General features: G+C 68.1%; 15 protein-coding genes. 12 read left to right on the top strand and 3 right to left on the bottom strand.

Annotated features, from left to right (window positions below):
- The first annotated feature begins 24 nt into the window (after positions 1-24).
- The 3 genes from IEV93_RS00075 (at position 25) to IEV93_RS00065 (ending at position 3,046) form a co-directional block, all read left to right on the top strand.
- Positions 25-1,875: an Hsp70 family protein gene (locus IEV93_RS00075; protein ID WP_188485751.1), complete on the top strand. Its 1,851-nt coding sequence runs from the start codon at positions 25-27 to the stop codon at positions 1,873-1,875.
- A gap of 226 nt (positions 1,876-2,101) precedes the next feature.
- Positions 2,102-2,479, top strand: coding sequence for a hypothetical protein (locus IEV93_RS00070; RefSeq protein WP_188485750.1), 378 nt, complete (start codon positions 2,102-2,104; stop codon positions 2,477-2,479).
- A 6-nt stretch (positions 2,480-2,485) separates the two neighbouring features.
- Positions 2,486-3,046, top strand: coding sequence for an RNA polymerase sigma factor (locus IEV93_RS00065; protein WP_188485748.1), 561 nt, complete (start codon positions 2,486-2,488; stop codon positions 3,044-3,046).
- A gap of 29 nt (positions 3,047-3,075) precedes the next feature.
- Here the strand turns inward: IEV93_RS00065 and IEV93_RS00060 are convergent, their stop codons facing one another.
- The gene (locus tag IEV93_RS00060) at positions 3,076-3,432 is read right to left on the bottom strand and encodes a YbaB/EbfC family nucleoid-associated protein (protein ID WP_188485746.1); all 357 of its coding nucleotides are present in this window, start codon (positions 3,430-3,432) and stop codon (positions 3,076-3,078) included.
- Positions 3,433-3,479: 47 nt separating this feature from the next.
- Positions 3,480-3,929: a hypothetical protein gene (locus IEV93_RS00055; RefSeq protein ID WP_188485744.1), complete on the bottom strand. Its 450-nt coding sequence runs from the start codon at positions 3,927-3,929 to the stop codon at positions 3,480-3,482.
- 259 nt (positions 3,930-4,188) lie between these two features.
- Here IEV93_RS00055 and IEV93_RS00050 point away from each other — a divergent pair, with 259 nt between their 5' ends.
- The 7 genes from IEV93_RS00050 (at position 4,189) to IEV93_RS00020 (ending at position 8,683) form a co-directional block, all read left to right on the top strand.
- Entirely contained in the window at positions 4,189-4,506 is a 318-nt protein-coding gene (locus IEV93_RS00050) for a type VII secretion target (RefSeq protein WP_188485742.1), read from the top strand.
- Positions 4,507-4,577: 71 nt separating this feature from the next.
- Complete coding sequence (locus IEV93_RS00045; RefSeq protein ID WP_188485740.1) at positions 4,578-5,813, top strand: hypothetical protein; 1,236 nt, start codon at positions 4,578-4,580, stop codon at positions 5,811-5,813.
- A gap of 34 nt (positions 5,814-5,847) precedes the next feature.
- Positions 5,848-6,150, top strand: a complete 303-nt coding sequence (locus tag IEV93_RS00040; RefSeq protein ID WP_188485738.1) for a WXG100 family type VII secretion target — start codon at positions 5,848-5,850, stop codon at positions 6,148-6,150.
- Between the two features lie 50 nt (positions 6,151-6,200).
- The gene (locus tag IEV93_RS00035; protein WP_188485736.1) at positions 6,201-7,160 is read left to right on the top strand and encodes a PPE domain-containing protein; all 960 of its coding nucleotides are present in this window, start codon (positions 6,201-6,203) and stop codon (positions 7,158-7,160) included.
- A complete protein-coding gene (locus IEV93_RS00030; protein ID WP_188485734.1) occupies positions 7,157-7,945 on the top strand; it encodes an ESX secretion-associated protein EspG in 789 nt (262 codons plus the stop codon). The genes IEV93_RS00035 and IEV93_RS00030 overlap by 4 nt, the downstream gene beginning before the upstream one ends.
- 84 nt (positions 7,946-8,029) lie before the next feature.
- Complete coding sequence (locus IEV93_RS00025; protein WP_188485732.1) at positions 8,030-8,347, top strand: WXG100 family type VII secretion target; 318 nt, start codon at positions 8,030-8,032, stop codon at positions 8,345-8,347.
- 36 nt (positions 8,348-8,383) lie between these two features.
- Positions 8,384-8,683 (top strand): WXG100 family type VII secretion target, encoded by a 300-nt coding sequence (locus IEV93_RS00020; RefSeq protein ID WP_188485724.1) that lies wholly within the window; start codon positions 8,384-8,386, stop codon positions 8,681-8,683.
- Between the two features lie 94 nt (positions 8,684-8,777).
- Here the strand turns inward: IEV93_RS00020 and eccE are convergent, their stop codons facing one another.
- Positions 8,778-10,829 (bottom strand): type VII secretion protein EccE, encoded by a 2,052-nt coding sequence (gene eccE / locus IEV93_RS22575; RefSeq protein ID WP_188485722.1) that lies wholly within the window; start codon positions 10,827-10,829, stop codon positions 8,778-8,780.
- A gap of 112 nt (positions 10,830-10,941) precedes the next feature.
- Between eccE and eccB the strand changes: the two genes are divergently transcribed.
- Both eccB and IEV93_RS00005 read left to right on the top strand, forming a co-directional pair.
- The gene (eccB, locus tag IEV93_RS00010; RefSeq protein ID WP_188485719.1) at positions 10,942-12,381 is read left to right on the top strand and encodes a type VII secretion protein EccB; all 1,440 of its coding nucleotides are present in this window, start codon (positions 10,942-10,944) and stop codon (positions 12,379-12,381) included.
- 117 nt (positions 12,382-12,498) lie between these two features.
- The gene (locus IEV93_RS00005) at positions 12,499-12,870 is read left to right on the top strand and encodes a CD225/dispanin family protein (protein WP_188485717.1); all 372 of its coding nucleotides are present in this window, start codon (positions 12,499-12,501) and stop codon (positions 12,868-12,870) included.
- Positions 12,871-13,128 lie beyond the last annotated feature (258 nt).

The following is a 13,128-nucleotide window of genomic DNA, read 5'->3' as shown; positions in this document are numbered from 1 at the left end:
CACACCACCCGAGAGGATTTCCCGATGTCGTCTGACGACTGGTTCCTGAGCATCGACTTCGGTACGTCGAACACTGCTGCCGCGCATTCGGCGGCCCTGAGCGGCGCGATCGAGTCGTTGTCGCTGTCGCATGCCGGCAACCTGATGCCGTCCGGTGTCTTCGTCGACGCGCCCGATCGGATCGCGGTCGGGGAGCACGCGGCCAACGAGGCGCAACGCAACCCCGCCGCCTACATCCCGGCGCCCAAGCGCCTCGTCGGGCAGCCGTCTGTGGCGGTCAACGGGTTCATCGTCCCGACCTCCGCGCCGATCGCCGCGGTGCTGCGGACGGTGTTCTCGCGTGCGGTGGCGCTGCACGCCGGGCAGATGCCCGCCCATCTGGTCCTGACGCACCCCGAGGCGTGGTCGCCGTCGCAGATCCGGACGCTCACCGACGCCGCGACCGTGGCCGGGATGCGACCCGATGCCATCACCACCGTGTCCGAACCCCGAGCTGCGGCGGCGCATTACGCGCGCAGCAACCGCCTCGCCGACGGCGCGAAGATCGCGGTGTTCGACTTCGGTGGCGGCACCCTCGACGTCGCGGTGCTGAGCAAGAACACAGGCGGCACCTTCACCGTCCTGGCCGCCCGGGGCGACAACGGGTTGGGCGGCAAGAACTTCGACGCCCTCATCCGACAGTGGGTCGACGAGCAGCTCGAGGCGCGCAACCCCGACCTGCTCGAATACCTCCGACGCGATGCCCCGGTCGGGATCCGTCATCAGCTCGACGACTCCATCCGTCGTGCGAAAGAACTGCTGTCGGAGACCCCGTCGGCGACCATCACCGCCGCCGGCGGCGGGTTCCACGAGACGTTCCAGCTGACGAGGGACGAGTTCGACGAGCTCATCTCCGCGCCGATCGGTGTCGCGCTGTCGTTGACGCGGTCGGCGTTCGCCGACGCCGGCATCACCCGCCGCGATCAGCTCAGCGCGCTCTACCTCACCGGCGGGACGTCGCGTATCCCCCTGGTGCATCGCGCACTGCAGGACATCGGGCCGGTGGCAACTCTCGACGACCCGAAAACCGTTGTGGCCCAGGGTGCACTGAGTTCATGGCTGGCGTCATCGCCGCAGCGGCCGCACATCCCCGGTGCGGACAGCGTCATGGGCGACCGCTTCCCGACGTCGCCGACCGATCAGCTCGGTGGCCGCCCCACGGCGCCTACCGGGCCGACCGTGCGGGCGCCCCAGGGATGGTCGGATGCCGGTGCGGACTCGAGCGCCCCGACCACACCCGGTCGTCGGCGTCGCGGACCGCTGATCGCCGCCGCGGCCGCCGTGGTCGTGGTGGTGGCGGCCGGAGCCATCGCGGCGGTGACCCTGTCCGGCGGAGGCGATGACTCACCGGAAGCTCAGCCGTCGGCGTCGGCTCCCGCATCGTCGGGTGCCGCGGTCTCGCTGGCCACGACCCAGGAGCAGGTGCTCGCCGCGATGCCGGCCACGCTCGCCGATCAACTGACCAGATGCCAGAACAGCTCGTTCACCGAGAACCAGGGTGTCGTGGTGCGGTGTTACTTCAAACCCGGTGCGAGTGTTGTCGCCGGCCTCGCGGCCACCGATGCCTCCGATGATCCCTACGTGACCCTCTCCGTCGACGAACTGGCCGCTCGAAAGGTGGTTGTCGCGAACCGGCAGGGCAACTTCGACGGCACCGCGACGCTCGTGGAGAACGCCGCCAAGACCGCGTCGGCATCGATCGAAGAATTGTCGGGCAGCAAGGACTACACGGTGACCTACGCCGACAACACGAAGTTCCTGATGGTGAAGGCCTGGAATCTGGCCGGGGTCGACCAGGGCAAGACGTTCCTGAGTCGGTCCGGTCTCATCTCCTGACATGCGGGAACATTTGCGCGGCCCGCACGCATCTGACACTCCATGAGCGATCCATCACCGCCGCCGCCCGGCGACCCGGAACTATGCTCTCCGGGAGACGAGGCGACGACCGACGCGCGGTCCCTGCTCGGCGAACTCGGTCTCCGAGTCGATCGTGACTACCGGGTACCGATTCGCATCTGGGAGACCGCGCTGACGATCGCGCTGTCCGGAGAGAGGAACAGTCATGGCCGATGACGACGGGTCGGTGCTCAGTTCGCTGGGTATCGATGGCGCCGAGGAGTATTCGATCCCCGACTCGGTGTGGGACGCCGCCCTCGCGGCCGCCTTCGATCCTGACGCCCCGACCGCCGATGCGGCACTGGTCCCGGAGATGGACGACGACGGCGATGTGCCGGTGGATGCCGGCGACGACCCCGCCGAGGCAATCCACCACGGGGGCGACGACCACCCGGCGGACCACGCCACCGACGGCGCCCCGCACGATGATCCCCCGCACGACGACGCCACGATCGACCTCGGCGGTCACGACGTCGGCGATCATCCGTCGCCGGGACACGATCACCACGACGACCACGCGACCGACCACGACTGGCACGGCTGATCTGTGATGGACGAAACCGCACTGTTGATGCAGGCCCGCAGCGGGGACCAGCACGCCTTCGCCGAACTGGTCGGGATGCACAAGAACCGCGTGTGGGCGGTGTGTCTGAACATCGCGGGCAATCGCCAGGACGCCGAGGACGCGGTCCAGGACACGTTGATCGCCGCGTGGCAGCACCTCGACAAGTTCCGTGGCGAGGCACGTTTCAGCACCTGGCTGCACCGGGTCGCGGCGAATGCCGCACTGGCGCTTGTGCGTAAGCGCAAACCACAGACCGACACCGTCGACTTCAACGATCCCGATCGCCCCGTCCTGCTCGACGACGACGGATCAGTGGCGTTCGACGACCGCCTCGCTATCCGGGATCAGCTGCGGGTGGCCCTCGCCGAGATCCCCGAGGAGTTCCGCATCGCGATCGTGCTCCGGGAGTTCGGCGACATGAGTTACAACGAGATCGCCGAGCATCAGGGCGTCGGCGTGCAGACCGTGAAATCGCGACTCAACCGTGCACGTACTCAACTCGCCGAGCGGATGCGCGCCAACGAGCAGGTGCCCGAGGGGTCCTGACACGCGGCGCGACGACCACGGGGATCGCCTCAGGCGGGACCGTCACCGAATCGGATGGCGCCCAGGGGGCCGGGATCGCTGCTCGACGAGTCCGTGAAAGCCCTGACCTGATCGCCGAGGCTGCCGAACGCAGATCCCGCGGCGGCACCGGCCGTCTCCACGATCAGACTCGCGAGCGCCTCGGGAGCCTTGCGCATCGCGTCGTCGCTGATCCGCAGGTCGAGCAACTCGCCGGTTCCGGACACGACGACCGTGACCAGCTCGTCGGGGTCGGAGTGCTCGGCGCGGATGCCGGAGATGGCCTCGGTCGCCGACTGCAGGCGGTCGAGCGCACGCCGAGCACTGGCCTCGATGTCGTCGAAGGTGATCGGGAAGGTCGGTGGCATCGGTGGGCTCGAAGGAATCGGAGCCGGTGGGGGAAAGTTCTGTTCGCTCATACCCGCCTCAACCACGTTCCGGTCTCGTCGCTCTCGAAGTACTCATCGACCTGACGGTCCATCTCGGCTGCTTCTCGCTCACCGGGTAGTCCCGTGTAGGACACGGCCTCGAGCGTGTGACCGTCGCGCAGCAGGGCCGCCCGCTGCGACGCCCCCGCCCGGGTCCCGGCCTGTTTGCAGAGCAGCAGGATGGTCTTGGCGAGTTTCGCCGCGGACCCGTCCATCTCGGATCGTTCGATGTGGATCGACGTCGGCAGCCCGTTCAACGTGGTCCGCACCTCGACCGACCCGGTGGGGGTGGCCGCGCGTCCGACCGTGGTCAGCGAGTGTTCGGGGTCGGCGCCGTCGGTGTCCGGGGCGTCGTCCGACACCTCGGTCGCCGGGGTGGGTTCGTCCCCCCAGTCGTCGTCATCCCAGTTGTCATCGCTGTCGATGTACCTGTCCACGCGACCATGATGGCACCTCGCGACGACCACGCCACGCCTCACCGAGCTGTTGTCCACAGGGTGGGTCGCAGAAATTTTTCTGTTTGTCGGGAACCAAACCGCCTCGCGCTGCATCTGATCCACCAAGACGAACGGAAAAGATGATGAACGTCTCTAACGATCGCGTGGAATAGTGGTCGGATGTCGGTTATTCTCCTTTCCGGAAGCAACAGCTGGACAAGCGTCCGGCGATCAACGACTTCAGGGGGTCGTGGTTCAGATGACTGATATATCCGTCCATCCGGACGCAGTTCGCGCCTACGGCACCGCAGTTGCCGGTATCGGCACCGCGATCGAGAGCGCCGGAGCCATGGACCTGGCTGCCAACGTGGCCGTGATGGTCCCGATCTTCGGGCTCATCGGTCAGGATTTCCTGGCCAGCTTCGCCGGCGCCCAGTTCGCGAACGCGGTGTCGACGGCCTCGCTGGTCGGTGTCCACGCGTCGAGCGCGGCGGGTGCCTTCGGGGCGGCCGCCGGGTACGAGAACAGCGACGGCAACACCGCAGGCAACCTGGGATCGGCGGGCTCGACCCTATGACCGAGGGTGCAGGCCACGCGCCGGCACCCGGACACGATCCGACCGCGGGTCACGGTCCCAGCGTGATGGACATGCTGGAACACAGTGGAGTCGCTCCGCTGCTGCACATGCCGGTCGGTGATGTCCTGGCGTCGTTGAAGCTGCCGCCGCTTCCACAGCTGCCTCCGATGCCGCCCCTGCCGCATCTCCCGCCGCTGCCGACCATCGACATCGCGTCGCTGTTCAAGCCGCTCACCGATCTGCTGTCCGGATTCGGTTCGGGGAACATGGCGAACGCGCCGTTCGACCCCACCCAGCTACTCAGTGGGCTGCAGCAGGCGTTCGAGAGCGTGACCGGTCTGGGAACCCAGGCGATGACGATGGTGGCGCCGTTCTGGGCCGGTGCCGGCGGCACTGCGGCCATCACGAAGGGCGTCGAGGCCAACGGCAACGGAGTCGCCACGGGTGCGCAGAGTGGCGACATCTCCCGCATCGTGGGCGTCGCGACCGCGACCGTCGGCAAGGGAGTGGCCCTGCTCCAGGCGATCATCGCGAAGTTCGTTGCGTCGGTCGCGGCCTTCATGCCGTTCATCACCACCCCGGTGGGTGTCGCGGGCATCATGGCGTCGGCGTCCGAGCATCTCGCCGAGGGCATGGTCGTCGTCGGCGAGACCCGTGCCGAACTCACCGCCCACACCGCGAACATGTCGTTCACAGGTGCCCCGGTCCCGATCACCGCAGCGCCGCAGATGATGTCGTCGATCCCGGGTATGGCGTCGACCGCCGTGCAGGCGGTCAGCTCGCCCATCCAGTCCATCGTCGGTGCATTCGGTGGCGCCGGTGCCGCGGGCGGCGGGTCACTCGCGGCTCGGTCCGCCTCACTGCGTACCGAATCCGGACCCGACCTCGCCGCTGCGAAGACCGCCTCTGCAGGCGCAGGTGGCGGGGGCGGAGGCGGAGGTGTCGCGGGAATGGGCGGACTGGCCGGCCTCGGCGGTGCCGCGACCAACCCGACCGGATCACTCAGCTCACGTCCGTCCGATTCACCCGTGGGCCCGGGCCGCGGTGCCAGTTCGTCGACGACAGAAGAGGTCACGACCACCCGCGCGTCGACCACGTCGGCCATGGCGCCCGGCGGGATGCCGATGGCGGGTGCCGCAGGGGCGGGCGCATCGAGTGCAACACACTCGCGGGACACCCCGGTCGATGCCCGGTACGCCGACGATGTGGTCGGTGAGGTGCCGACCGCCAGTCCGTCGGTGCTCGGCGGGGTGGAAGCCCCGGTGGCCCAATCGGTCTGGGACAGCCCGGACGAACTCGAATCCTGAACACACAACCGTTGACACCAAGGAAGTGGACCCAATGAGTGACATCTCGGTCGACCCGCACCACATCGCCCAGGCCGTCGGCCGCCTCGAGAGCATTGCCACCGAGATCGAGCGCACGGTGGGGCAGCATCGGTCGACGCTCCAGGTCAAGCCGGCCGGGGCCGATGAGGTCTCGACGACCGCCGCGAAATCTTTTTCCGAATCGGCGGAACTTTTCGACGCGGAAATCGTCAAAGGTGTGTCGGCGATCCGCGACGTGGCCACTGCGCTGCGCGACGGCACGACGTCGGTCGGGGCATCGGACACCGCACTGGCGCAGGACGTCTCCGGTATCTGAACCACGCCACATCCATCACCACGACGAGACAACGATGAGGAGCTTGAACGATGATCGGGTTCACAGGAGTTCGCTGGGAGACACGGCAGGCCGAGCGCCTCAGCCGGGATCTCTCCGCGGGCGCCGGACCCAAGCCGTTGTTCGAGGCCGGCCTCGCCTGGGCGTCGATCGCGTCATCGCTCAAAGATCTCGACACCGAGATCACGCAGCTCCGCAAGTCGGTCGTCGAAGGATGGTCGGGGTCGGCGGCGCCCGGCGTGCTCACCGCGCTGGAATCCTTGAAGTCGTGGGTCGCGCAGACCTCGGAGATGGCTCGCAACAACGCCGAAGCCGCTGAGCGCCAGGCCATCGCACACACCGTCGCCGTCGCCGCCATGCCGGACGCCGCCGTCATCGCGGGCGTGGCCCAGCTCGAGTCGGCCCTGAAGATGGTGGTGGCCCCGCCGTCGGCGTTGATCTCGGGGGGCATCGCCCGGCTCGACGAGCAGGCCGTCGGGATGAAGGCGCAGGCATCGCGGGTGATGGAGTCCTACGAACAGGCGACCACGCCCGTGTCGAAGCCGGCCCATCCGCCAGAGGCGCCGAAAAATCTGGTCGACCACAAACGCGCCGCCGAGGCGCGTGCCGCGGCGGAGGCCAAGATGGCCGCGTCGAACGGTGCTGCGATGGCGGCTGCGCAGGGTGCGATGATGGCGGTCGCTGCGATGAGCGGACCCCGTGGCCAGTTGCGTGCGTCCGACGAATTCGTCAGTCAGACAAAGCGTGCCGAGGTCCGGGTGGACACGGTCTCCGGTGAGGAGGTCGTGGTCGGGGTGGACGGGACCACCGTCGCCCCCGCCGGTCCGACCGGCGCGCCGTTCGTGCCCGCGGCGGGGATCGCACAGGGCTCCAATTCTGATGCGACAGTGGTCGCCGCGACGAACTATGATTCTGTACAGGAAGTCGTGCCGGCCGGTACGACCTCAGCGGCGCCGTCGGTCATCGGTGTCACGGATCGGGGGGAGGCGTGACGGTCATCGGTTTCGACACGGTCCACGAGTTCACCCTCGACGAGATGTTGACCCTATGCGATGCGCTCCGTCTCCAGGCGATGCCGGCGGTCCTGCGGATCGAGGCACGCGACGAGGACACCGCGCCCGCAGCCGATCTCGAGTCGGCCCGGAAGAATCTCGTCCGTGAGGGCGAGCTGGACGAGCTCGGCAACGTCGACCTCGACGTCCGCGGGGCACTGGAGGCGGCAGTCGCCCCGGACTGGATGATCGAGATGCGTCGGGTCGACGCGACGCAGATCCTCCGGGTCTGTCTGGCCGGTGTCGCCGACCGTCGATTCATGCTGACGCGCAACGGCGAACAGTTCACCACGCGTGAACTCCGTGCCCACGACGACGCGGCGCTGGTCCAGCACGAGATCGGCCGTCTGATCGGCGAGGCGCCCGGCGCCACGGTGCGGGAGATCCGCCAGCCCAGTGATGTTCTCGACTCGGCGCTGGCCGCCTGCGCCGATCCGGACGACTACGCCGCGGCGTTCTTCCGGCTCGGACTCGACGAGACCGACGCACGGATCCTGTCGCAGGCCCTGTGGTCGTGCAGCGGGCAGACCGAGATCGTCGCCCATGCGGCCAGTGAGGCCGAGCGGACCGTGATCGCGGTGTTCGACACCCATCGCGGCCGAATCGTCTCCGTCGCAACGCCGTCGGTCACCGGCGAGCGCTGGACGTCGATCGCCCCCGGTGATCGCAACCGCGTTGCCGCGGCCCTGCGGCAGCTGGCCCACACACTTCCCGGAGGCGTCTGATGACAGCCGACTGGGATCGGCGGGAGTGCTTCTCCCGTGACATCACAGACGTCCGATGGTCGGACACTTTGAAGGGAAACTGAAATGAGCAAGACAGATATTGATCCCGCGGCCGTCGCTGCCTTCACCAGGAAGGGCGAAGAGGTCCGGAGTCACATGAAGTCCACTCTCACCAAGACCCAGGCCTCGGTGGACGCCGCGATCTCGCCCGCCGTGTGGGGCGGTCAGGCCTCCTCCGCGTTCGGCGATGTCACGACCCGCTACCAGGCGGCGTCGGGCAAGCTCAACAACGCAATGCAGGAGATCCTCGACTCGGTGACCACCGGTGCGCAGAAGTTGAGCGGTTCCGACGAGAGCAACACCCAGGCCATCAAGGGATCCGGCAGCGGCCTGAACTTCTGATCGACCACCCGACCACCTTCTCGAAAGGACAGACACATGTCTGACACACCAATCGTCTACTCTGCAGGAGTTCTCGAGCACCTCAACGACATCAAGGCTCGTGAGAACGAGTTCACCGGCCTCGTCCAGGAGATGGAGGGCCTGCGCAACCAGGTCATGACCTCCTGGAACCAGGAATCCAGCTCGGCCGCGGCCTTCCACGCGGCGCACCGCAAGTGGACCGCGGACGTCGAGGAGATCCAGCAGGTTCTCCGCTCGATCATCGCGCGCGCCACCGACGGTGTCGGCGACATGGCCAGCACCGAGAAGAGCGTCGCCTCGATGTTCCACGGCTGACCACAGCTTCGAACACAAAGGCGGGGAGTCCCATTCGGGACTCCCCGCCTTTGTTGTCAGATCATGCAGCCGTGGTCAGCGACCCCGTGGGCAGTCACTCGTCGGACTGCGAATGCCTGTTGTGCCGCCCGCTGGCCGGACCCGAATCCGGTTGGCTCGGGGTCGCGCCCGGAGGCGGCCCCGCCGGTCGGTCTCGCGGTCCCGTCGGCGTGTAACCCCGTGGCGCGGTGCGTGGTCGCTGCGGCTGAGGCGGGCCTCCCGGGCCGAGGCCGCCAGGACCGGGACCACCAGGACCGGGACCGGGACCGCCGGGACCTGGACCACCGGCACCGGGTCCCTGTCCGCCCGGACCGGGACCCTGCCCGGGCCTGCGATCCGGGCGTTGGAAGTTCTGCTGCGGCGGTCCCCCGGGACCCCGCGGGTCGGCCGCCGGCGGTGCGACGCGACCGCGAGCCGGGCGGTCCCCGGCGGCAACAGGTTCGGGCGTCCGGGCCTGGCGTGCACCCTCGATGAGCGCGCTCTCGGCCGGCAACGACACCAACGACACCGCGAGTGAGTCGGTACGGGTCACCACGTACACACGGTTCTGATCGTCGCGCTGCTGATAGATGGCGACGTCGGACGTCTCGTCGAGACGCTCTGGAAGACCGGCGGTCCGGTGCACTCGCAGTTGCGTCCCGACCGTGGGGTCCTCCGTCGCCTCGCGGGCGTCGAGGATGCAGAGCGTGAACATCGCTGCGGTGTTGCTCTGTTCGATCGGCGACGTCATGAACACCGTCCGTGCGTCGTTCACGTTCGACACCAGCGGTCGCCACGAGTCCGGGCGGTCGGTCTTGATGATGACCTTCGCGCCGACCGCGATGGCGCGGACCACGATCTGTTGGGTGAGGAATGCCGAACCGTAGACATCGACCCGACGCACGTCGGATCCGAACAGCGGGACCGCGATCGCCTCACCGCGGACATCGGCGCCGAACAGCTGTCCGTGTCCGCCGTCGACGACCCGGATGGCGTCGAGCTCATCGAGATCGAGCGAGATCACCGGCAGGGACGCCACGTCGTCGCTCCCGACCGGCAGGGTGCGGTTGAGCGCCGGCCGCTGCCGACCGTCGAGGCGTCGGAGGGCCTCCGGCGGGTTGAGGGTCAGGTCGCCGATGGTCGCGTAACGGATGACGGTCGACAGCGCGTACTTCCGACCGTCGCGGGTGAGCCGGATGGCGCACGTGGTCGATGCGCTCGGCACGGTCCAGATGGCGTTGCTGAGCGCGGCGTCGACCGGGGTGTCGAGCGTGTAGGCGGTCGTCGAGTACGAGCCGTAGGTGATCGACGACCAGTCCTCGGCGGCGTCGTCGACGTTGGCGTTGTCGATGAGACCGGCCGACATCGCCGAGATGCCGTGTGCCGTCAGGATCGACGGCCGGTACCCCTCGTGCGCGAGATGGTTGGCCACGCGACGGGTCGCGGCCATCGCTGTCTTGAGCACGCCGGCCGATCCGCCGCCGCGTGAGGCGATCGCATCCGGGCACAGCAGGGGGTTGAGCCGGAGGACGACCCAGACGTCCTGCTGGGGGAGGGTCGGGAGGTTCGAGGTCAGGCGGACGTACGGACCGGTGAGGTGCGCGGCGCCGCGGGAACGCCATCCGTGCGCGACCACGTCGATCGACTCGAGTTCGATGTCGAACTGCGACAGTGCCTTTGCGATGACCCCCAGGGACAGCTGGGAGGTCGAGACGATCGAGTTCGAGGGCTTGAGGACCGTCGGGGAGACCGGACGGGCGATGCGGACCACGGTGATGAGACGGTCATCGGCCCACCGAGCGCCGATCGTCGTACCGTCCGACTGTGGCAGATCGAAGGGGATGGGCGGGTCGTTCGGGGTGCTGCCGTATCGCCGGAAGTAGTTGATTCGGCGGGCGACGCGTCCGTAGACCGAGATCCGGGAGGGCGCACGGATCGCCAACAGCGCACCGACCACGCCGACCGCGGCGGCGATCGACGCCGAGATGGTGAACGGCTGACCGACGGCCCGTAGGACCACGAACACGGCGATCGCGACGACCTCGATGCCGACGATGGACCAGAGCGGAAGTGTCCGGGAAAGACCGCCGGCCGGAGAGGAGGTGCCGAGGCGGGTCGGTTGGGCCACGTCGAGTACCTTAACAGCAGTTCTGTACGGCTGGACGGCTGCCCAGATGGTCGAGATCGATGACCCGCGCGGTCCGCCGAGAGCGGACCTTCCAGAAGTGAACGGGGGCGTAATGGCACAGCGCACGACCAAGTCTCAGGTGAGCGGCTACCGCTTCCTGCTGCGCCGGCTCGAGCATGCGCTGGTTCGTCGCGACATCCGGATGATCCACGATCCGATGAGCGCGCACATCAAGTCGATGATCGTCGGATTGGTGCTCACCCTGCTGGTCGTCGGTGGCGCGGTGGTGTTCGGCTTCTTCAAGCCGCAGGGCTCCGTCGGTGACTCGAAGATCCTGATGAGCAAGGACTCCGGACAGCTGTACGTGTTGCTCAACGGGCAGCTGCGGCCTGCGCTGAACCTCGCGTCGGCGCGCCTGGTGACCGGATCGGCGGCCAACCCGAACTCGGTGAAGGACTCCGTCCTCAAGGACTATCCGCGTGGGCCGCAGGTCGGCATCGCGGGAGCGCCGAGCAATCTCGCCGCCCGCGGCGCACCGGGGGTCTCCGAGTGGACGGTCTGCGACCGGCTCGACGAACCCCGTGACCCCGACGGCACCCCGACGGTTGCGGTTGTCGCGGGCAAGCCGCAGTTCGCCACGGGCTCTCGCGGCATCGGCTCCAATGACGCGCTGTTCGTGCACAACGGCGACTCCTACTTCGTCGTCTACCGCAACACCCGCGCGCAGATCGATCCGGAGGATCCGGTCATCCGGCAGGCACTCGGTCTGCAGTCCATCGCGGCGCGGTCGGTGAGCACGGCGTTCCTCGATTCGGTTCCGCCTTCCCGTCCGATCACCGAACCAACCATCGCCGACGCCGGAAAGCCATCCCGATTCGACCTGGGTGGCGCGCGGATCGGCTCGATCGTCCAGGTGTCGAGCCTCGACTCGTCGTCCGACCAGGGTGATCAGCTCTTCGTGGTGTTGAGCACCGGCATCCAGGAGGTGTCGCCGTTCGTCGCGGACCTGATCCGTGCGTCGATCGCGACGAGTGGGCAGCCGGTCACCCTGGGCCCGAACGCGATCGCGACCGTTCCGCGTGTGACGACGTTGTCGCTGGAGGGATACCCGGAGACCGCGCCGGCCGAGGTCGACGGCACCACTCAGCAGACGCTGTGCCTGGGGTGGCGCAAGGACCGTGACGCCGAGGCGACGTTGTCGTTGGCGCTGACGCCGTCGATCCCGGTGGAGAACCAGGACGAGTTGATCGCGTCGGTCGGTTCGCGGACCGACGGTGTCGGGGCCAACTTGACCTACGTGCAGCCCGGTACCGGCTACTTCGTGCGCACCACCGGGTCGAGCCCGGGCAGCGGCCAGGCAGCGTCGGACTTCTTCATCAACGACACCGGCGTCCGCTATGGGGTCCCGGACAGTTCGATCGCGGCTCTCGGTATGCCGGAACCGTTGCTCGCGCCGTACCCGGTGGTGAAGCTGATCCCGCCGGGCCCGGCGTTGGCGCGCAACTCCGCGCTCATCGCGCAGTCCGACGTGCCTCCGGGGGCCGGCTCCTGACACGTCGGTAGCGGCCGGGAACATCGCGGCTGTTCGGTGCATCCAATGTGTATGGCCGTCGGCGACGGCCGCGGACCGTGCAGGTCGGTCCGACGCACCGATCGAAGGATGCCCGGGATGAACTACTCAGACGATGTGCCCACCACCCGTATCGAGCAGCAGCAGTGGATCAATCCGACTGCGCCGTCCGGTCACTGGAAGCCGCGCGAGGCGCCGAAAGCCAACGGCGGCTGGGCCGTCACCGCGCTGCTGTTCTTCTGGCCGTTGGCCTTTGTCGCCTTCAGCCGTGCGTTGTCGGTGCCGACGTTGTTGGCCCTCGGACGAGTCCAGGAAGCGCAGGAGGCGTCGGATTCCGTTGCTCGACTGGGCAAGATCGCACTGGTGTGCGGGATAGCCGTCGGCGTTCTGGTGGTCGTCCTTCAGGTGGTCGTGCTGCGCGACATTGCTGCCGCATCGGACGGTCCGCTGAACCGCCTACCGCGCTATTGACGACCGGTCATGGAACGGCGTTGACCGGTTAGCGGGTGGTGTCGGGGTTGTCGGTGGTGTCGAGGTTGAGTCCGCCGAGTACGGGTGGCGCGGTGTCGGGGAGTTCGCCGGCGATCTCTTCGCCGTTCTCTTCGGAGATGAGATACCGGGCGCTCTTGTGTTCCTTCTCGTTTTCGCTGCCTTGGCCTCCGCGGCTCCGCCCATCGGTGCGCCGCTACCCATACCGGCGCGACCGGCTGCCGGTGCTGCTTGTGGTGC

Origin of the sequence: Williamsia phyllosphaerae, from assembly GCF_014635305.1 — a bacterium.
In the GTDB taxonomy this organism is placed as follows: Bacteria; Actinomycetota; Actinomycetes; order Mycobacteriales; family Mycobacteriaceae; genus Williamsia_A; species Williamsia_A phyllosphaerae.
This window is presented reverse-complemented; position numbering and strand designations above follow the sequence as displayed.